This window comes from Frigoribacterium sp. CF331, from assembly GCF_057787905.1.
In genome coordinates this window covers 796,438-814,989 of the sequence record NZ_CM173545.1, presented here as the reverse complement: position 1 = coordinate 814,989, position 18,552 = coordinate 796,438, and the positions used below count along the sequence as shown (strand labels likewise).

Here is an 18,552-nt window from a genome sequence, read left to right as displayed (position 1 = left end):
GGGTTCAGGCGCGGTGGGCGCCCCGGGCGTCAGCGGCTGCCGAGCGGGCCGTTCTCGCTGTGCGGGTCGCGGGACTCGAGCACGGGGGCGGCGTGCAATCCGGTGCCGGCCGCGGGCGAGGCCTGGGCGCGCAGCAGGTCGCGGATCTCGCTGAGCAGCTCGACGTCGGTCGGCGGCACGTCGGCCGGGGTCTCCTCCGCCTTCTGCTTGGCGAAGGTGCGCTTCAGCAGGTTGTTCACGGGCAGCACGAGCACGAAGTAGACGACCGCGGCGATGATGAGGAACTGGATAGCCGAGCCGATGACGGCACCGAACTTCAGCTGCGCCTCGCCACCGCTCAGCGTCGGGATCGTGACGATCAGTGCCTTGTCGAGCATGGTCGCGTTGAACGCCGCACCGATCAACGGGTTGAACACGTTCGTCACGAGCGACGTCACGATGGCCGTGAAGGCCGCTCCGATGACGACCGCGACCGCGAGGTCGATGACGTTTCCGCGCAGGATGAACTCTTTGAAACCCTTCACGGGCGACTCCTTCTGATCCGTCGAGATGAGTTTCTCGACGTACAGCCAACCACGGAGGCGCGCGACGGCGGTCGCGGGCGTCGCCCCGGGTGGGTCAGGACGAGCCGGACGACCCGCTCGAGCCGGAGCCCGACGAGCCGGAGCCCGACGAGCCGGAGCCCGACGAGCCGGAGCCGGACGAACCCGACGCCGACGAACCGCTGCCGGACGAGGACGAACCCGACCCGCTGCCGGACGCGCCCGGCGAGGACGAGCCGCTCGCGCCTCCCGAGCCCTTGTCCGACGAGCTGGACGACGTGCCCTTGTCGCCCGAACCCGAGCCCGACGTGCCCTTCGAACGCGAGTCGGTGCGGTAGAAGCCCGATCCGTTGAAGGTGACGCCGACGGGGCTGAAGACCTTGCGCAGCTTGCCCTGGCAGACCGGGCAGACCGTGAGGGTGTCGTCGGTGAACGACTGCACGACGTCGAACGCGTTGTCGCACTCGGTGCAGCGGTACGAGTAGGTGGGCACGGAGGCGCTCCTGGGGGATGGCGAGTCTAGAACTCGTGGATGCCGGAGGGGGTGACGACGCCGTCGACGGGCTGGTCGTGCCGCTCTCGGGGCACCGACTCGACGTACTCGGGGTCGAACACCACAGCATAGACGGGCGGGCGACGCTCCATCGAGCCGAGGGTCTTGTCGAAGTAGCCCCGGCCCCAGCCCATGCGCATGCCGCCGTGGTCGATCGAGGCGGCGGGCACGACGATCAGGTCGACGTCGTTGATCGCCATCGGGCTGAGCACCTCGCCGACGGGTTCCGGCAGGTCGAACAGGCCCCGCCGCTCGCTCTCGCCGTCGCCGACCGCCCAGTCGAGCAGACCGTCGGCGCGCGTGATCGGGAACAGCACGCGGATGCCGTTCGCGAAGGCCCAGTTGAGGAACGGGCGCGTGTTGGGCTCGACGTCGGTCGAGAGGTAGGCGGCGATCGAGCGCACCGAGAGGCTCGTGGCGAGCTCGGTGAGGTGCTGCGTGATGCCCTCGGTCGTGGTCTCCCTCTCGTGCGCACCGAGGGTGCGACGCTTCTGGCGGATCTCGGCTCGCAGGGCGCGTTTGGCGTTGCCGACGTCGTCAGTCATGACGACGAGCTTAACCGTCCGACTATTAACCTCCGTGAAACGTCGGGGATGGTTACGCTGACCCGCATGGGCTTCACGATTTCTAAAGCAGTCATTCCCGCCGCGGGTCTGGGGACACGGTTCCTTCCCGCCACGAAAGCAATGCCGAAGGAGATGCTGCCGGTCGTCGACAAGCCGGCCATCCAGTACGTCGTCGAGGAGGCCGTCGCGGCCGGCCTCACCGACGTGTTGATGATCACGGGGCGCAACAAGAACGCGCTCGAGAACCACTTCGACCACGTCAGCGAGCTGGAGGAGACCCTCAAGAAGAAGGGCGACCACGACAAGCTCGCCAAGGTCAACCAGTCGACCGACCTCGCCGACATGCACTACGTCCGCCAGGGCGACCCGCTCGGCCTCGGCCACGCGGTGCTCCGGGCCAAGATGCACGTCGGCCGCGAGCCGTTCGCCGTGCTGCTCGGTGACGACATCATCGACGCCCGCGACCCGCTGCTCACGCGCATGGTCGAGGTGCAGGGGCAGAAGAACGCCACCGTCATCGCCCTGCTCGAGGTCGACCCCTCGCAGACCCACCTCTACGGCATCGCCACGGTCGAGAAGACCGACGAGGACGACGTCGTGAAGGTCACGGGCCTCGTCGAGAAGCCGGCACAGGGCGAGTCGCCCTCGAACCTCGCCATCATCGGTCGCTACGTCATCCGCCCCGAGGTCTTCGACGTCCTCGAGAAGCAGGAGCCCGGCAAGGGCGGCGAGATCCAGCTGACCGACGCCCTCATGAAGATGGCCGGGGCCGAGGAGTGGACCGGCGGCGTGTACGGCGTCGTCTTCCGCGGACGTCGGTACGACACGGGTGACAAACTCGACTACATCAAGGCCATCGTGCAGCTCGCCAGCGACCGCGACGACATCGGTGGCGAACTGCGCCCGTGGTTGCAGGAGTTCACCGCCGGGCTCGAGAAGTAAGCAGGCGACACGTTCCGTGACGAGCATCCCCACGTTGACGGAGGGGGCGGTGACCATCCGCCCCCTCCGGCTGCGTGACACCCGCGACCTCGACCAGGCCCTGACGGAGAACCGGTCGTGGCTGCGGCAATGGGAGGCCACGAACCCCAACGGCTTCACCAGCCACGACGTCCGCGGCAGCATCCGCTCGCTGCAGACGAACGCGCGTGCCGGCCTCGGCCTGCCCTTCGCGATCGAGCTCGACGGCCGCTTCGTCGGTCAGCTCAACGTCTCGGGCATCACCTACGGTTCGCTCGGTTCGGCCACCATCGGCTACTGGGTCACCCAGGGCGCGGCCGGTCACAACGCGACGCCGACCGCCGTGGCCCTGGCCACGGACCACTGCTTCCGCGCGCTGGGCCTGCACCGCATGGAGATCTGCATCCGGCCCGAGAACGCCCCGAGCCTGCGGGTGGTCGAGAAGCTCGGCTTCCGGTACGAGGGCCTGCGCCGCCGGTACATCCACATCAACGGCTCGTGGCGCGACCACTTCTGCTTCGCGCTGGTCGCCGAAGAGGTGCCCGAGGGCGTGCTGCGGCGCTGGACGACGGGCACCGTCCCGGTCGGCCAGGGCACCGTGCCCGCCGAGGCGCTGGCCGAGGCCGGACGCGCGCTACCGCTCTAGCCGGTCCGGACCCGCGAAGGTCGTGGGTCGGCTCCCCGAGTCGGATCCGCGACGCGACACGCGGACACACCTGTCGATCAGCGGCCCCCGGGCCCCGCCCGCTCATACCTTGGTCACCATGAACATCGAGTCGTGGGGTGGAGGCGTCGTCCTCGCCCTCGTCGCCGCGCTCTGGCTCGTCTACCTCGTGCCCACCTGGCAGCGTCGACGCGAGTACCTCGCGACCGAACGCAACGCCGTGCGGCTGCAGCAGACCCTGCGCATCCTCGCCCAGACGGCCGAGGTGCCCGACGAGGTGCGCGTCGAGGCGAACGCCCGCTCGGTGGCCGACGCCCAGAAGATCCTGCGACACGAGGAGGCGCGGCGCGAGGCCCTGCGACGGGCCCACGAGGCCGCACGGCAGCGTGCCGTCACCCGCGAGCTCGCCGCGGCCGCCCCCGTGCTCCGGGCCGCCGACCGCGACCCCGCCCTCGCCGCGCGTCGGCTGCGACGCTCCCGGCTGGTCTCCACCGTCGTGCTGGCCCTCAGCGTGGTCGCCGTCGTCGGGGGAGTCGCCGCCGGCCTCACGTCGTCCTGGGTGCTGGTCGTCGCCGGGCTCGTCTTCGGCGGCGGGTCGATCGCGATGCTGGCCCAGCTGGCCGCGGTCTCGCGCGCCCGCGCTCGTCGGGCCGTCGTGGCTCCCGTCGCTCAGCCGCTCAAGGACTTCTCCGGGGTGATGGGCGAGGGTGTCGTCGTCCGCGACGACGAGGCCGCGGCCGAGTCGCGTCTCTGGACGCCCGTGCCCGTGCCGAAGCCCCTCTACCTGCGCCGTGGGCGACAGCGTCCGACCGCGGTCGTGACGACGGCCGATCCCGCCGTCGAGCTGCAGCAGGACTCGCGTCGCTCGGTCGAGGCGCTGCGGGCGGCCCAGCACGACGCCCTGCGCGAGGCCGCTCGTGCCGAGGCCGCGCTGCAGTCCACGCGACGTCCGCGGGTGACCGATGCCGCGCCTCCCGCGTCGGCTGCGGCCGCCCCGGCCGCTCCCGCCCCCGCCGAGGAGGCGCGGGTCGAGCCGGTCGCGCCGCCCCGCCCCCCGAGCCGCTTCGCCCGCATGGGCATCATCGACGAGCTGCCGCCGTCGGCCTTCTCGCTCGACGAGGCACTGCAGCGGCGTCGCGCCGTCTGAGCGTCACGCGCACCCGCCGCCCGGGTTCGGTCGTCCGCCGACGAGGTGCTATCGTTGCAGAGCAGTTTCTGGGGCTATGGCGCAGTTGGTAGCGCGTCTCGTTCGCAATGAGAAGGTCAGGGGTTCGAATCCCCTTAGCTCCACCACACGAAGGCCCGGGTCGACCACGACCCGGGCCTTCTGCACGTCACGAGACCCCGATGCGACCGATCTGATGGATCCGCTGTGAGCCGGTGCGGCCGGGGCGGGCCGGTCGTAGCATCCCGACATGTCACTCGCAGTCAGCATCGTGCAGCACGAAGAGCACGACCACCCGGTCTGGTACCTGCAGTACTCGTACGCGCGCAGCCTCCCCGGTGCGCCGGCCCGCGGGCCGTACCACTCCCGACTCGACGCGGAAGAGGCGCTGCACCACCTCCGGGACGCCGCCCACATGTACGGCGAGTTCGAGTTCTCGGTGCTGCCCGCCTGATCCTCGTCGTGGCCGGCTAACGGACGCCGTCGGCGACCGGCGCCGCGCCTCCTGCACCATGATGGTCGGGTGCCTCCGACGACCCCGACCGACGCCCCGACGCCCCACCTGACGACCGACCCCGAGCTGCTGGCGCGGCTGCGGGCCGACCTGGCCGCGTCCGGGTTCACCGTCGAACGGCTGCAGGGCGCCGACGCCTGGGGCTCGCACGCCGGTGCCGCGCTCTTCCGCGGCGAACGGGTCGCCGCACGACGCGCTCTCGCCCGCAGCTCCGCCCGTGACGCCTCGCTGCGTCCCGCCGCCACGCTCGCGCTGCTGTTCGTCCTCGGCTACCCGCAGGCCGACGACGTGGTCGCCGAGGCGCTGCCGACCCTGGGCGTCGACGGCGCCGTCACCGCCGGGCTCGTCGCGCGAGAGGGCGACGCGGTCCGCGCGCTCGTCGACCTCCGCCCCTACGCGTTCGTGGACGCCTCGGGCGAGGCGAGCTGGTGGATCGCCTCCGACCTGGGCGAGCTCGTGGTCGAGGGGGCCCTGCGCGAGGACCACGTGCTCGGGGTCGGGGGAGCCTCGGCGACGCTGGCCGGCCTGATGGTCTCGCGGCAGGTCGACCGGGCCCTCGACCTCGGCACGGGCTGCGGCATCCAGGCGCTGCACGCGGCGCGTCATGCACGACACGTCGTCGCGACCGACATCTCGCGACGGGCCCTCGACTTCGCCGCCTTCAACGCCGCACTCAACCTGGTCGACGGCATCGAGCTGCGCCTCGGCAGCCTCTTCGAGCCCGTGGCCGGCGAGACCTTCGACCACATCGTCTCTAACCCTCCGTTCGTCATCACGCCGCGGGTCGAGGGCGTGCCCGAGTACGAGTACCGCGACGGCGGCATGGTGGGCGACGACCTCGTCGCCTCGGTCGTCGAGGGACTCGGCCGGCACCTCGCCCCGGGCGGCGTCGCGCAGCTGCTCGGCAACTGGGAGACCGGAGGCGCGGGCTCGGTCGACGGGAAGCGGGGCGCCTACGCGGTCGCGGACTGGGCGGCCCGCGGCGACGTGCCCGTCGACGTCTGGGTGGTCGAGCGCGAGGTGCAGGACCCCACCGCGTACGCCGAGACCTGGATCCGCGACGGCGGCACGCGACCCGGCACGGCGGACTTCGAACGGCTCTACGAGGCGTGGCTGGGCGACTTCGAGGCCCGGGGGATCGTCGAGGTCGGGTTCGGCTACGTCACCCTCAGGCGGCCGGCGGACGACGCGAGCGTCCCCGTGGTGCGCACGGAGCGCCTCCTCGGCGGCCTGGGACAGAACGACGTCGGGCTCGGAGCGCACCTGCTCGGCACGCTCGAGGCGGTCGACCTGTTGCGCGGGCTCGACGACGAGCAGCTGGCCGGCCGACGACTCGTCGTCGCGGGGGACGTCACCGAAGAGCGCCACTACTGGCCCGGCAACGACGATCCCACGGTGATCTCGCTCCGCCAGGGCGGGGGCTTCGCCCGGACGGTCGAGTCGGGCACGGCCCTCTCGGCGTTGGTCGGCGCCTGTGACGGCGAACTCAGCGTCGGTGCGATCGTCGGAGCCCTCGCGCAGCTGCTCGGGGCGGACGAGGCCGGGCTGCGGGCCGAGCTGCTGCCGCGGGTACGCGAGCTCGTGACGACGGGCGTGCTGCGCGCCTGACGGTGTCCGCCCGCGCCCGCCGGTGGGCGGCGGTGCGCGGGCGACGCCTCAGCCGCGGTGGTTGCCGGTGCGCTCGCCCCACTCGCGCCACGAGTACTCGGGCACGAAGCCGAGCAGGTCGCGGGCCTTGTCGCTGCTGAGCAGCGGCTCGACGCCCTCGACGGCCCGGCGCTTCTCGACCTGCGGCCAGTACTGCTCGGCGAGCACGGCCGTGGGCGTGTTCATCACGGTGTCCGACGCCGCGATGATGAACGCCTCGAAGCCGACCAGGTCGCTCTCGAGGGCCTTGCGGACGGCCTGGGCGCCGTCCCGGGCGTCGATGTACGAGAAGAGGTTGAAGGTGCGCTTCTCGGGGGTCTCGTCGAAGGGGTACTCCGAGTAGTCGCCGTCGTCCATCACGTTCGAGAAGCGCAGGCCGATCAGCTTGAGCTGACGGTCCCAGCGGGTGAAGTGCCGCGCCATCTCCTCCTCGACGGCCTTGCCGAGCGAGTACGACGACTCGGGGCGCACCGGGTACTCCTCGTCGAGGGGCAGGTACGGCGGGTCGATGTCGAACGGGATGCCCAGCAGCGTCTCGCTCGAGGCCCACACCACGTTGCGGATCTTCGCGGCGCGGGCCGCGGCGAACACGTTGTAGCTCGAGGTGACGTTGTTGGTGAACAACGCCGCGTTCGGCACGAGGCCGGGCGCGGGGATCGCGCCCAGGTGCACGACGGCGTCGACGTGGTCGTAGCGGTCGTCGACGCTCGTCAGGGCCTGGGCGACCTGGCCGTAGTCGGTCAGGTCGACCTTGACGAACACGACGCCCTCGACGGGGTCGGGGCTCGGGACGCGGTCGAGCAGGACGACCTCGTAGCCGTGCTCGGCGAGGTCGCGCACGACGGCGCGACCGAGCTTGCCGCTGCCGCCGGTGACGGCGACTCGGGTGGTGGGGGTGCGGGGAGACGACATCGTCGGCCCTTTCTGCCGGGCGCCCGGCGGGTCTGGAGGTGCGCTGGTCGGGCTGCGCGCCTCCTCTGTTTCTACTAGCCCGCGGGCGCCCGCGGTCGGTCCGCGCCGAGCGCGTCGCCGAGGAGGCGCGGTGCCGGCTCCCTCCCGCTGGGAGCCGTGTCGGAGGTGGCGGGTAGTTTCGGCCTGACCGGGGTCGACCGTCGGCCCCCGAGAGAGGCCCTCATGAGCACGCACACGAACCCCGCGCAGCACGACGCCGACGACCACGCCGACCCCGCCGCCGTGCACGGCGACAGCCCCGAGACCGTCGAGCTGCACGGCGACTCCGCCGCCGACGAGGCCGCGACCGAGGGCGCCGTCGAGCAGCTCGACGACCTGCTGGGTGGCCAGCAGCCCCTGCGCTGATCGCGGCGCCGCCGCGCCGACCCCTCGCTCAGCCGAGCGGCTGCAGCGAGTGGAAGGCCGTGTCGTGGTAGACGAGCGGTGAGGCCGTCCCGTCGACCTCGGCACCGAGCACCTGCAAGATGACGACGACGTGGTCGCCCGCGGGCACCTCCCGGTGCACGACGCACTCGAGGCGCAGCGGGGCACCCGTCACCAGGACGGCCCCGGCGGCGGTGGTCGTGTGGTCGACGCCGACGAAGCGCGTCGCGCGGGTCCGTGACGACAGCCGTCGGCACAACCCGCCCTGGTCGGCGGCGAGCACCGACACCCCGAGGGTCGGGGCGCCCCGCAGTCGCGCCCAGGTGGCGGAGTCGTCCCGGGCCGAGAAGGTGACCATGGGCGGGTCGAACGACGCCCCGACCGTGAAGCTCGAGACGACCATGCCGTCGGGCCCGTCGGCGCCGGTCGCGGCCAGCGCGGCGACCCCGCTCGGGAAGACGGCGAACGCCGAACGGTCGACCGGGGCGAGCGTCGTGGTGCGGGTCATCGGGGCTCCCGTCGACTGATGTGAACCGGTTGGTTCAACGTGACGTTAGCCCGCTGGTGTTTCGTCCGGATTACGCGTCCGGCCAATCACCTGGAAGTCACCCACCACGTCGGGCTCCGTCCGAGGTACGGTGTAGTGCGCTCACCGGCTGGTTACCGGGGCGCCCGTTCCCGACGAGCGGCCGTCGAACCCAGCGTGGTCTCCTGATCCGACTTCGTGAGGTCCTCGGCCGTGGGTCCGGTGGGCACGCCCTGGTCCGAGTTCTGCTCGTCGACCGGGGCGTGCCCTCTTCTCGTCGTCGGCGCCGGTGACCGGGGCGTTCTCGTCCCCGGGGTCGCGAGCCGCGCCTCCTCGTGTTTTACTTGAGATCCTCTCACCTCGTGGAGGTTCAGGACACGAGGCGGGGGACCGGCCGCGGGGGGCGACGCCCCGTCCCCCCCCGGCCGGGTGATCCGCCTGCCGTCGGCATCGACCGAGGACGTCGCCCGTGACCCGGCCGATGGTGCAGGGTTGAGTCATCATGTCGCCCGCTCCCGTCGCCCCCCTGGCCGCCCTGCTCCCGTCGACCCCGGGCGTCGACTCGTACGACGCCGACACGGCGTACACGGCCTTCGCCGAGTGGGCCGAGTCACGCGGGCTGCCGCTCTACCCGGCGCAGGACGAGGCGATGATGGAGCTCGTCGGCGGCGCCTCGGTGATCCTCAGCACGCCCACCGGCACCGGCAAGTCGCTCGTGGCGGCCGGCGCCCACTTCGTGGCCTTGAGCCAGGGCGGTCGGTCGTACTACACGGCGCCGATCAAGGCGCTGGTCAGCGAGAAGTTCTTCGCGCTCGTCGACCTCTTCGGGCCCGAGAACGTCGGCATGGTGACCGGTGACTCGTCGGTCAACGCCGACGCGCCGATCATCTGCTGCACCGCCGAGATCCTCGCGAACCTCGCCCTGCGGCACGGGGCCGACGCGGCCGTCGACCAGGTCGTCATGGACGAGTTCCACTTCTACGGCGACCAGTCGCGGGGCTGGGCCTGGCAGGTGCCGCTGTTGCTGCTGCCGCGAGCGCAGTTCCTGCTGATGTCGGCGACGCTCGGCGACGTGACCCGCATCACCGACGACCTCGCCCGTCGCACCGGTCGGCCCGTCGCCCGGGTCACGGGCGTCGAGCGCCCGGTGCCCCTGCACTACTCCTACGCCCAGACCCCCGTGCAAGAGACGGTCGAAGAGCTGCTCTCGACCGGCGAGGCCCCCGTGTACGTCGTGCACTTCTCGCAGGCGGCCGCACTCGAACGGGCGCAGGCGCTGTCGAGCATCAAGGTCGCCAGCCGCGAGCAGCGTGACGAGATCGCCGAGCTGATCGGCGGGTTCCGGTTCAGCACGGGGTTCGGCAAGACGCTCAACCGCCTCGTGCGCTCGGGCATCGGCGTGCACCACGCGGGCATGCTGCCGAAGTACCGCCGCCTGGTCGAGCAGCTCGCGCAGCGCGGACTGCTCCGCGTCATCTGCGGCACCGACACCCTGGGCGTCGGCATCAACGTACCGATCCGCACCGTGCTGTTGACGGCCCTGACCAAGTTCGACGGCACCCGCATGCGCCAGCTGAGCGCGCGCGAGTTCCACCAGATCGCCGGCCGGGCCGGTCGCGCCGGCTACGACACCTCGGGCACGGTCACGCTGCAGGCACCCGAGCACGAGATCGACAACCTGAAGCAGATCGAGAAGGCGGGCGACGACCCGAAGAAGAAGCGCAAGATCGTCCGCAAGAAGGCACCCGACGGCTTCGTGTCCTGGGGCGAGCCGAGCTTCACCAAGCTGATCGCGGCCGAGCCCGAGGCGCTGACGTCGCACATGCAGGTCACCCACGCGATGCTGCTCAACGTCATCGGTCGGGGCGGCGACGTGTTCGAGAACGTGCGGTCGCTGGTCTTCGACAACCACGAGCCGCTCGCGAAGCAGTACGCCATGGCCCGCCAGGCCATCTCGATCTACCGCACGCTCCGCACCGCCGAGGTGGTCGTGCAAGAACCCTCGCCCGACGGCGGTGCCCCGACGATCCGCCTGACGGTCGACCTCCAGGCGAACTTCGCGCTGAACCAGCCCCTGTCGCCCTTCGCCCTGGCGACCTTCGACGTGCTCGACGTCGAGTCGCCGACCTACGCCCTCGACATGGTCTCGGTCGTCGAGGCGACGCTCGATGACCCCCGGCCGATCCTTTCGCAGCAGCAGTTCAAGGCCAGGGGCGAGGCCGTCGCCGCGATGAAGTCCGAGGGCATCGAGTACGACCAGCGCATGGAGCTGCTCGAGGAGGTCACCTGGCCGAAGCCGCTCGACGAACTGTTGACCGCCCTGTTCGAGACGTACGCGGCCTCGCAGCCCTGGATCGGCGACTTTGCGCTCAGCCCCAAATCGGTCGTGCGCGACCTCTACGAGCGCGCCATGACGTTCGGCGACTTCGTGAACTTCTACGGCCTGGCCCGCTCCGAGGGGCTCGTGCTGCGCTACCTGTCGGACGCCTTCCGGGCCCTGCGGCAGACCGTGCCCGACGAGGCGAAGACCGACGAGCTGGTCGACGTGATCGAGTGGCTCGGCGAGCTGGTGCGCCAGGTCGACTCGAGCCTGCTCGACGAGTGGGAGGAGATGGTCAACCCCCGCGAGCTCGAGGCCCACGACGAGATCGTGCCCCCGACCCTGCGCACCCTGACCGCCAACGAGCGCGCGTTCCGCATCATGGTGCGCAACGAGCTGTTCCGCCGCGTCGAGCTGGCGGCGCGGGACGACGCCGACGCCCTCGGTGCCCTCGACGCCGGCTCGGGCTGGGACGCCGACCGGTGGGGCGAGGCGCTCGACCGGTACTACGACGAGTACGACTCGATCGGCACCGACGCCGCCGCGCGCGGGCCGCAGATGCTGCAGGTCGAGCAGCTGCCCACGGTCTGGCGCGTCCGGCAGATCCTCGCCGACCCCGAGGGCGACCACGACTTCGGCATCTCGGCCGTGGTCGACCTCGCCTCGAGCGACGAACGCGGCGAGGCCGTGGTCACCGTGACGGCCGTCGGCCCGGCGTCCGAGCGGAGCCGGCCGTCACCCGTCGAGGGGTAATCTCGTAGGGTCGTGCCACACCCCGGCCGCCGACCAGCATCGCCCGCGTTCCACCACGAAGAGGTCGCCATGTCCCGTCTGTCCGGCAAAGTCGCCATCGTCACCGGGGCCGCCTCGGGCATCGGCGAGGCGATCGTCCGCCGGTTCGCCGACGAGGGGGCTCGCGTCGTCGCGACCGACATCGTCGACGGGTCGACCGTCGCCGCCGAGACGGGGGCCGAGTACGTGCAGCACGACGTCGCCAACGGCGGCGACTGGAAGCGCGTCATGGACCACGTCGTCGAGCGGTACGGCCGGCTCGACGTGCTCGTCAACAACGCCGGCATCGTCTCGGGCCAGTCGATCGACGTCACTCAGCTCGAGAGCTGGAACCGCGTGTTCGCGGTCAACGTCACGGGCGTCATGCTCGGCACCCGATTCGCCATCGAGCAGATGCGCGCGAACCCCGACGGTGAGGGCGGGTCGATCATCAACCTCGCCCCGGCGACGTCGTTCCTCGGCTTCGGCGACGACGCGGCCTACACGGCGAGCAAGCACGCCCTGGTCGGCCTGACCCGTTCGAGCGCCGCGCACGCCGCCCAAGAGGGCTGGAACATCCGCATCAACTCGCTGCACCCGGGCCCGACCGACACGGCGCTGTTCCGTCGCCAGGTCGAGGCCCAGCCGCAGGTGCTCGAGGCGTTCCGCGCCATGAGCCCGCGCGGGCGCCTCGCCAAGCCCGACGAGGTCGCCGGGCTCGCGCTGCACCTCGCGAGCGACGACTCGGCCTTCTCGACGGGCGCGCAGTTCGTCGTCGACGGCGGCCTGTCCAGCACGCACCCCTCGATGTAGCTGCGCGGCGCTTCGCGGTACGGCACCGCGTTTCGTGCACGGCACCGCGTCTAGACCGGGTGCGGTGCACGATTCGCGGTGCGGTGCGGTGCGGTGCCTGCCGATCAGAACAGGGTCGCAGGAGGCGCGGGCGGGCTCGCCGGCGCGGCGATCGGAGCGGTGGTGGTCACCGGCGCCCCCGGCCACCCGGGCCCGGTCGGCACGTCGGTGCGGTTCTGGAACGCCGTGGCCGCGCCGCGGGCCCGCACGTCGGCGGCCTCGTTCATCTCGTGGCCGACGTGGCCGCGCACCCATTCGAAGCGCACCTTCCGCCCGGCCAGTGCGGCGTCGAGCTCCTTCAGGATCTCGACGTTCAGCACGGGCTTGCCGTCGGCCTTGCGCCAGCCCTTGCGCTTCCAGCCGGGCATCCACTCGGTGCAGGCCTTGATCGTGTACTGGCTGTCGCAGAGGATGTGCAGGTCGTCGTCGGTGCCGGCGGTGGCGCGCAGCAGCTCGAGCACGGCGGTCAGTTCGCCCTGGTTGTTCGTCGCGCGCGGCCAGCCGCCCGCGGCCCACCGCTCGTCGTCCACGTACCAGGCCCATCCGGCCGGGCCGGGGTTGCCGAGGGCCGATCCGTCTGCTGCGGCGGTGATGGTCATGCGGGGTGCTCCTTGCGTCGACGGGTTGCCGGTCCACGGTAACGTGCCGGGCGCGACCGACCGGACCCGCGCCTCCTGCGGGCGGCCCCCGCCCCACGACGACGCACCCCGGCGGCGCCGGGGCGGCGGTCCCGGGGCCCGCCGGACGAGTCCGCGTCAGCCGTTGTGGTCGGGGTGCGAACCGGTGCGCTCGCCGGTCTCGATGCCGGCGACGGCGGCGAGGTCGCTCGCGTCGAGCTCGAAGCCGAAGACGTCGAGGTTGGCGCGGATGCGCGACGGCGTGACCGACTTGGGGATGACCACGAGGCCCTGCTGCAGGTGCCAGCGGATGGTCACCTGGGCCGGGGTGACGCCGTGCTTCGCGCCGATGCGGACGAGGGCGGCGTTGTCGAGGATGCGTCCGCGGGCGAGCGGGGACCACGCCTCGGTGACGATGCCGTGCGCGGCGTCGAAGTCGCGCAGCTCGTGCTGCTGCAACCACGGGTGCACCTCGACCTGGTTGAGGGCGGGCACGACGTCGGTCTCGGCCATGAGGCGCTCGAGGTGGGCGACCTGGAAGTTGCTCACGCCGATCGAGCGCGCGCGTCCCTCGGCGCGGATCGTCTCGAGGGCGCGGTAGGTCTCGACGTACTTGTCCTGCTTCGGGGCCGGCCAGTGGATCAGGTAGAGGTCGACGTGGTCGGTGCCGAGCTTCGCCAGGCTCTCGTCGAACGAGCGCAGCGTCTCGTCGTAGCCGTGCGCGGTGTTCCAGACCTTCGTCGTGAGGAACACCTCGTCGCGGGGCAGGCCCGACGCGCGCAGGGCCCGGCCGACGCCGGTCTCGTTCGCGTAGAACTCGGCCGTGTCGAGGTGGCGGTACCCCTCGGCCAGGGCGGTCTCGACGACGCGCTCGGCCTCGTCGTCGGCGACCTTGTAGACGCCGAGGCCGAGTTGCGGGATCGTCCGGCCGTCGTTGAGGGTGATCAGGGGCACGTCGGGTGTGGGCATGCCCCCAACTCTGCCAGCCTCCGGCGGACACGTGTCGCCCGACGTCGCCGTCGGCGCCGCGGACGGTGCGTGCCGCGTCGGCACCCGGGGGGGCCGAGGAGGCGCGGGTCAGCTGGCCTGGATCGGCACCGGTTCGGTGTCGGGCAGCGGGCTCGCGTCGCGACCTCGCAGGTCGGGCAGCGCCTTGTGGAACACGGCACCGACGATCGTGCCCACGAGGGCGAAGCACGCGGCGACGATCAGGCCGCCCTGGCCGCCGACGTGGTCGATCGCGAAGCCGGCGATCGCCGAGCCGAGGGCGGAACCGATCAGCTGGCCGGTGCCGGCCCAGCCGTAGGCCTCGGCCGTGTCGCTGAACTTCACGCTCGACGACACGACGGCGAACATGACGGCGAGGGCCGGCGCGATGCCGACGCCCGCGATCAACAGGGTGATGCTGATCGGCCAGAGGCCCGTCGCGAAGATCGCGAGGGTCATGCCGACGAACACGATGGCGATGCGTCGGGCGAGGGCCCACGGGCCGACCGGCACGTGCCCGAGGGCGAGGCCGCCGACGAGCGAGCCCGCGGCGAAGATCGCGAGGGCGATGCCCGAGTCGGCGCTGCCCTCGCCGAAGAGCGCCACGACGCCGGCCTCGACCGCGGCGCAGGCCCCGATGAGCAGGAACCCGGCGACGGTCGCGAGCAGCACCGTCGGGCGGGCCAGCACCTTGCCGAAGGCACGCTTGCTGCGCGGGATGCGCACGCGCCCGACCTCGGGCGACGCGATGAACCAGATGCCGCCGCCGACCAGGAAGGCCGCGGCGAGCCAGATCGCCTCACGCGTGCCGATCTGCGTGCCCACGAAGGTCGTGATGACGGGGCCGGCCACCCAGATGATCTCTTGGGCGGACGCGTCGAGCGAGAAGAGCGGGGTCAGCTGGTTCGAGGTCACCATCTTGGGGTAGATCGTGCGGACGGCGGGCTGCACGGGCGGCACGCTGAGGCCCGTGACGAAGCCGAGCGCCATGAACACCGGCACCGAGAAGTCGTACAGGGTGAAGGTGACCATGGTGATCAGGCAGACCACCAGGGTGAGGGTGAGGACCGGGCGCATCGCCCACCGGCCCATCCAGCGGCTGGTGAGCGGCCCCGAGATCGCCTGGCCGATGCTCGTCGCCGCGAGCACGAGGCCGGCCGCGGCGTAGGAGTGGTGCACGTGTTCGACGTGCAGCAGGAACGCGAGCGACAGCATGCCGAACGGGAAGCGCGCGGTCAGCTGGGCCGCGATGATGCGCGAGACGCCGGGCGTCTTCAGCAGGGTCGAATAGGTGCTCACGAGGGGTCAAGTCTACGAGCGCGGTCGGCGGTCGCGACACGCCGGTGGCCCGAATTGGGGACACCGGCCCCGAATGTCGGAGGTGGGGAGAAAGATGTGCACAACCCCGCCAAGAACGGGGGAGAACCGGCCCCGATCTGTTCACAACCTGTGCATGGGCCTGTGGATAATTACAGCCGTGTAACACCGCATCTAGTTGTGCCCACCAGTGTCGGCCACAAGATGTAGTATCGAAGAGTCGCCACGGGCACCACGCCCCGCAGGCTCACGAACCACCGATCCGGCCTCAGGGGCCGGCCAGAACACAGGGGATCCCATGGCCATCACCGTCTACACCAAGCCGTCCTGCGTCCAGTGCACGGCCACCTACCGAGCCCTCGACAACAAGGGCATCGAGTACGACGTGCTCGACGTCACCGCCGACGACGCCGCCCTCGAGAAGGTCCGTGCCCTCGGCTACATGCAGGCCCCCGTGGTCATCGCCGACGACGACCACTGGAGCGGCTTCCGCCCCGACAAGATCGCCGCACTGGCCGCCAAAGTCGACTAGTCGACCGGGCGCCTCGCGCCCGCCCAGCAGCATCGTGACCCGGGGCCGTGCCCCACACCGCGTCGGAGGCGAGGACTCGTCGTGACGAACGAACTCGTCTACTTCTCGAGCGTCTCGGGCAACACCGACCGCTTCGTCACCAAGCTCGGGCTCCCGGCACGGCGCATCCCGCTGTTCCCGTCCGAGCCGCCGCTCCACGTCCGTGACCCCTACGTCCTCGTGCTGCCGACCTACGGCGGCGGCGAAGGGCGAGGCGCCGTCCCGAAGCAGGTCATCCGGTTCCTCAACGACGAGGGCAACCGGCGCCTCATCCGAGGCGTGATCGCGGCGGGCAACACCAACTTCGGAGAGGGCTACTGCCTGGCCGGCGACATCGTCGCGGCCAAGTGCGACGTTCCCCTTCTCTACCGTTTCGAAGTCTTCGGAACACCAGACGACGTACAAGCCGTACAGACAGGATTGGAAGAATTTTGGACACAGCAGTCGATGACCTCGAAGTGATCGCCGCACCGGGGCAGGGTCTGAGCTCCGGCATGGACTACCACTCCCTGAACGCGATGCTGAACCTCTACGGCCCGTCCGGCGAGATCCAGTTCGACAAGGACCGCGAGGCGGCCAAGCAGTACTTCCTGCAGCACGTCAACCAGAACACGGTGTTCTTCCACAACCTGCGCGAACGCCTCGACTACCTCGTCGAGAACGAGTACTACGAGGCCGCGACCATCGAGCAGTACGACTTCGCCTTCATCGAGAAGCTGAACGACCTCGCCTACTCGAAGAAGTTCCGGTTCCAGACCTTCCTCGGGGCGTTCAAGTACTACACCTCCTACACGCTCAAGACCTTCGACGGGAAGCGCTACCTCGAGCGCTTCGAAGACAGGGTGGTCATGACGGCACTGGGCCTGGCCCAGGGTGACGAGAAGCTCGCCGTCGACCTGGTCGAAGAGATCATCGCCGGCCGCTTCCAGCCGGCCACGCCGACCTTCCTCAACACGGCGAAGGCCCAGCGCGGCGAGCTCGTCAGCTGCTTCCTGCTGCGCATCGAAGACAACATGGAGTCGATCTCACGCGGCATCAACTCGTCGCTGCAGCTGTCGAAGCGTGGTGGCGGCGTCGCCCTGTCGCTGTCGAACATCCGCGAGGCCGGTGCGCCGATCAAGCAGATCGAGAACCAGTCGTCGGGCATCATCCCCGTCATGAAGCTGCTCGAAGACAGCTTCAGCTACGCGAACCAGCTCGGTGCCCGCCAGGGTGCCGGTGCCGTGTACCTCAGCGCCCACCACCCCGACATCATGCGGTTCCTCGACACCAAGCGTGAGAACGCCGACGAGAAGATCCGCATCAAGACGCTGTCGCTCGGCGTCGTCGTGCCCGACATCACGTTCGAGCTCGCCAAGAACAACGAAGACATGTACCTCTTCTCGCCGTACGACGTCGAGAAGGTCTACGGCGTCCCCTTCGGCGACGTCGCGATCAGCGAGAAGTACCGCGAGATGGTCGCCGACTCGCGCATCAAGAAGACCAAGATCAAGGCGCGCGACTTCTTCCAGACGATCGCCGAGATCCAGTTCGAGTCGGGCTACCCCTACATCGTGTTCGAAGACACGGTGAACAAGGCGAACCCGATCAAGGGCCGCATCAACATGTCGAACCTGTGCTCCGAGATCCTGCAGGTCAACACGCCCACCACGTTCAACGAAGACCTCTCGTACGACCAGATCGGCAAGGACATCAGCTGCAACCTCGGCTCGATGAACATCGCCCTGTCGATGGACGCCCCCGACCTCGGCAAGACCGTCGAGACCGCGATCCGCGGGCTCAGCGCGGTCAGCGACATGAGCCACATCGCGTCGGTGCGCTCGATCGAGGTCGGCAACGACCAGTCGCACGCCATCGGCCTGGGCCAGATGAACCTGCACGGCTACCTGGCCCGCGAGCGTGTGCACTACGGCACGCCCGAGGCGATCGACTTCACGAACATCTACTTCTACACGGTGCTGTTCCACGCCCTGCGGGCCTCGAACACCATCGCGATCGAGCGGGGCGTCACCTTCGGCGGCTTCGAGGACAGCACGTACGCGTCGGGCACCTTCTTCGACAAGTACACCGAGACCGAGTGGAAGCCCGAGACCGAGCGCGCGGCGGCGCTGTTCGCCGACGCCGGCGTGTCGATCCCCACGCAGGACGACTGGCTCGCGCTCAAGGCCAGCATCATGCAGCACGGCATCTACAACCAGAACCTGCAGGCCGTGCCGCCGACGGGCTCGATCTCGTACATCAACCACTCGACGTCGTCGATCCACCCGATCGCGTCGAAGATCGAGATCCGCAAAGAGGGCAAGCTCGGTCGCGTGTACTACCCGGCGCCGTTCATGACGAACGACAACCTCGAGTACTACACCGACGCGTACGAGATCGGCCCCGAGAAGATCATCGACACCTACGCCGCGGCGACGCAGCACGTCGACCAGGGCCTGTCGCTCACGCTGTTCTTCAAAGACACGGCGAGCACGCGCGACATCAACAAGGCCCAGATCTACGCATGGCGCAAGGGCATCAAGACGATCTACTACATCCGCCTCCGCCAGCTCGCGCTCGAGGGCACCGAGGTCGACGGCTGCGTCAGCTGCATGCTCTAGGCCCTGTGCCACCAGGCCTCGCGGCCACCGGCGCGGGCCGGCCTC

The 18,552-nt window shown here is 70.4% G+C and carries 19 protein-coding genes and 1 tRNA gene; 12 read left to right on the top strand and 8 right to left on the bottom strand.

Annotated features, from left to right (window positions below; translation table 11 throughout):
- Positions 1–29: 29 nt before the first annotated feature.
- From mscL to AC3CCI_RS03745, 3 genes are all read right to left on the bottom strand, one after another.
- The gene (gene mscL, locus AC3CCI_RS03755) at positions 30–524 is read right to left on the bottom strand and encodes a large conductance mechanosensitive channel protein MscL (protein WP_488628147.1); all 495 of its coding nucleotides are present in this window, start codon (positions 522–524) and stop codon (positions 30–32) included.
- A 94-nt stretch (positions 525–618) separates the two neighbouring features.
- Positions 619–1,035 carry an FmdB family zinc ribbon protein gene (locus AC3CCI_RS03750; protein ID WP_488628146.1) on the bottom strand — a complete coding sequence of 139 codons (417 nt, stop codon included), beginning with the start codon at positions 1,033–1,035 and terminating at the stop codon, positions 619–621.
- A 26-nt stretch (positions 1,036–1,061) separates the two neighbouring features.
- Positions 1,062–1,640, bottom strand: coding sequence for a 5-formyltetrahydrofolate cyclo-ligase (locus tag AC3CCI_RS03745; RefSeq protein ID WP_354593689.1), 579 nt, complete (start codon positions 1,638–1,640; stop codon positions 1,062–1,064).
- 66 nt (positions 1,641–1,706) lie between these two features.
- On the opposite strand from AC3CCI_RS03745, the gene galU reads away from it, so the two are divergent.
- From galU to AC3CCI_RS03715, 6 genes are all read left to right on the top strand, one after another.
- Positions 1,707–2,603, top strand: coding sequence for a UTP--glucose-1-phosphate uridylyltransferase GalU (gene galU / locus AC3CCI_RS03740; protein ID WP_194595606.1), 897 nt, complete (start codon positions 1,707–1,709; stop codon positions 2,601–2,603).
- A gap of 16 nt (positions 2,604–2,619) precedes the next feature.
- On the top strand, positions 2,620–3,267 hold the full coding sequence (locus tag AC3CCI_RS03735) for a GNAT family N-acetyltransferase (RefSeq protein WP_488628145.1): 648 nt from the start codon (positions 2,620–2,622) through the stop codon (positions 3,265–3,267).
- Between the two features lie 118 nt (positions 3,268–3,385).
- On the top strand, positions 3,386–4,432 hold the full coding sequence (locus AC3CCI_RS03730; protein WP_488628144.1) for a hypothetical protein: 1,047 nt from the start codon (positions 3,386–3,388) through the stop codon (positions 4,430–4,432).
- Between the two features lie 70 nt (positions 4,433–4,502).
- Positions 4,503–4,578, top strand: a tRNA-Ala gene (locus AC3CCI_RS03725).
- Between the two features lie 122 nt (positions 4,579–4,700).
- Positions 4,701–4,904: a hypothetical protein gene (locus tag AC3CCI_RS03720; RefSeq protein WP_488628143.1), complete on the top strand. Its 204-nt coding sequence runs from the start codon at positions 4,701–4,703 to the stop codon at positions 4,902–4,904.
- Positions 4,905–4,973: 69 nt separating this feature from the next.
- Positions 4,974–6,572 carry a DUF7059 domain-containing protein gene (locus tag AC3CCI_RS03715; protein ID WP_488628142.1) on the top strand — a complete coding sequence of 533 codons (1,599 nt, stop codon included), beginning with the start codon at positions 4,974–4,976 and terminating at the stop codon, positions 6,570–6,572.
- Between the two features lie 48 nt (positions 6,573–6,620).
- On the opposite strand, the gene AC3CCI_RS03710 is transcribed toward AC3CCI_RS03715, so the two are convergent.
- Positions 6,621–7,523, bottom strand: a complete 903-nt coding sequence (locus AC3CCI_RS03710) for an NAD-dependent epimerase/dehydratase family protein (protein WP_488628141.1) — start codon at positions 7,521–7,523, stop codon at positions 6,621–6,623.
- A gap of 222 nt (positions 7,524–7,745) precedes the next feature.
- Here AC3CCI_RS03710 and AC3CCI_RS03705 point away from each other — a divergent pair, with 222 nt between their 5' ends.
- Positions 7,746–7,928: a hypothetical protein gene (locus AC3CCI_RS03705; protein ID WP_488628140.1), complete on the top strand. Its 183-nt coding sequence runs from the start codon at positions 7,746–7,748 to the stop codon at positions 7,926–7,928.
- A 28-nt stretch (positions 7,929–7,956) separates the two neighbouring features.
- Here the strand turns inward: AC3CCI_RS03705 and AC3CCI_RS03700 are convergent, their stop codons facing one another.
- Positions 7,957–8,454 (bottom strand): flavin reductase family protein, encoded by a 498-nt coding sequence (locus tag AC3CCI_RS03700; protein WP_488628139.1) that lies wholly within the window; start codon positions 8,452–8,454, stop codon positions 7,957–7,959.
- A gap of 520 nt (positions 8,455–8,974) precedes the next feature.
- On the opposite strand from AC3CCI_RS03700, the gene AC3CCI_RS03695 reads away from it, so the two are divergent.
- Both AC3CCI_RS03695 and AC3CCI_RS03690 read left to right on the top strand, forming a co-directional pair.
- Positions 8,975–11,545, top strand: a complete 2,571-nt coding sequence (locus AC3CCI_RS03695; RefSeq protein WP_488628138.1) for a DEAD/DEAH box helicase — start codon at positions 8,975–8,977, stop codon at positions 11,543–11,545.
- A 69-nt stretch (positions 11,546–11,614) separates the two neighbouring features.
- Positions 11,615–12,376 carry an SDR family NAD(P)-dependent oxidoreductase gene (locus tag AC3CCI_RS03690; RefSeq protein ID WP_354593682.1) on the top strand — a complete coding sequence of 254 codons (762 nt, stop codon included), beginning with the start codon at positions 11,615–11,617 and terminating at the stop codon, positions 12,374–12,376.
- Between the two features lie 104 nt (positions 12,377–12,480).
- Here the strand turns inward: AC3CCI_RS03690 and AC3CCI_RS03685 are convergent, their stop codons facing one another.
- The 3 genes from AC3CCI_RS03685 to AC3CCI_RS03675 form a co-directional block, all read right to left on the bottom strand.
- Entirely contained in the window at positions 12,481–13,014 is a 534-nt protein-coding gene (locus AC3CCI_RS03685) for a ribonuclease H family protein (protein ID WP_488628137.1), read from the bottom strand.
- A 156-nt stretch (positions 13,015–13,170) separates the two neighbouring features.
- Positions 13,171–14,001, bottom strand: a complete 831-nt coding sequence (locus AC3CCI_RS03680) for an aldo/keto reductase (RefSeq protein ID WP_488628136.1) — start codon at positions 13,999–14,001, stop codon at positions 13,171–13,173.
- A 108-nt stretch (positions 14,002–14,109) separates the two neighbouring features.
- A complete protein-coding gene (locus AC3CCI_RS03675) occupies positions 14,110–15,318 on the bottom strand; it encodes an MFS transporter (protein WP_354593679.1) in 1,209 nt (402 codons plus the stop codon).
- A 316-nt stretch (positions 15,319–15,634) separates the two neighbouring features.
- Here AC3CCI_RS03675 and nrdH point away from each other — a divergent pair, with 316 nt between their 5' ends.
- From nrdH to nrdE, 3 genes are all read left to right on the top strand, one after another.
- Entirely contained in the window at positions 15,635–15,868 is a 234-nt protein-coding gene (gene nrdH, locus AC3CCI_RS03670) for a glutaredoxin-like protein NrdH (RefSeq protein WP_043596549.1), read from the top strand.
- Positions 15,869–15,949: 81 nt separating this feature from the next.
- Positions 15,950–16,369 (top strand): class Ib ribonucleoside-diphosphate reductase assembly flavoprotein NrdI, encoded by a 420-nt coding sequence (gene nrdI / locus AC3CCI_RS03665; protein ID WP_354593678.1) that lies wholly within the window; start codon positions 15,950–15,952, stop codon positions 16,367–16,369.
- 32 nt (positions 16,370–16,401) lie between these two features.
- On the top strand, positions 16,402–18,507 hold the full coding sequence (gene nrdE / locus AC3CCI_RS03660) for a class 1b ribonucleoside-diphosphate reductase subunit alpha (protein ID WP_354593677.1): 2,106 nt from the start codon (positions 16,402–16,404) through the stop codon (positions 18,505–18,507).
- Positions 18,508–18,552: the final 45 nt, after the last annotated feature.

What these genes read in the sequence shown, in the direction of transcription:
- AC3CCI_RS03695 (WP_488628138.1), top strand. Translation starts at nt 8,975, where the DNA reads ATGTCGCCCGCTCCCGTCGCCCCCCTGGCCGCCCTGCTCCCGTCGACC.
- AC3CCI_RS03720 (WP_488628143.1), top strand. Translation starts at nt 4,701, where the DNA reads ATGTCACTCGCAGTCAGCATCGTGCAGCACGAAGAGCACGACCACCCG.
- galU (WP_194595606.1), top strand. Translation starts at nt 1,707, where the DNA reads ATGGGCTTCACGATTTCTAAAGCAGTCATTCCCGCCGCGGGTCTGGGG.
- AC3CCI_RS03680 (WP_488628136.1), bottom strand. Translation starts at nt 14,001, where the DNA reads ATGCCCACACCCGACGTGCCCCTGATCACCCTCAACGACGGCCGGACG.
- AC3CCI_RS03730 (WP_488628144.1), top strand. Translation starts at nt 3,386, where the DNA reads ATGAACATCGAGTCGTGGGGTGGAGGCGTCGTCCTCGCCCTCGTCGCC.
- nrdE (WP_354593677.1), top strand. Translation starts at nt 16,402, where the DNA reads ATGGACTACCACTCCCTGAACGCGATGCTGAACCTCTACGGCCCGTCC.
- AC3CCI_RS03710 (WP_488628141.1), bottom strand. Translation starts at nt 7,523, where the DNA reads ATGTCGTCTCCCCGCACCCCCACCACCCGAGTCGCCGTCACCGGCGGC.
- AC3CCI_RS03690 (WP_354593682.1), top strand. Translation starts at nt 11,615, where the DNA reads ATGTCCCGTCTGTCCGGCAAAGTCGCCATCGTCACCGGGGCCGCCTCG.
- AC3CCI_RS03705 (WP_488628140.1), top strand. Translation starts at nt 7,746, where the DNA reads ATGAGCACGCACACGAACCCCGCGCAGCACGACGCCGACGACCACGCC.
- AC3CCI_RS03685 (WP_488628137.1), bottom strand. Translation starts at nt 13,014, where the DNA reads ATGACCATCACCGCCGCAGCAGACGGATCGGCCCTCGGCAACCCCGGC.
- AC3CCI_RS03745 (WP_354593689.1), bottom strand. Translation starts at nt 1,640, where the DNA reads ATGACTGACGACGTCGGCAACGCCAAACGCGCCCTGCGAGCCGAGATC.
- nrdH (WP_043596549.1), top strand. Translation starts at nt 15,635, where the DNA reads ATGGCCATCACCGTCTACACCAAGCCGTCCTGCGTCCAGTGCACGGCC.
- AC3CCI_RS03700 (WP_488628139.1), bottom strand. Translation starts at nt 8,454, where the DNA reads ATGACCCGCACCACGACGCTCGCCCCGGTCGACCGTTCGGCGTTCGCC.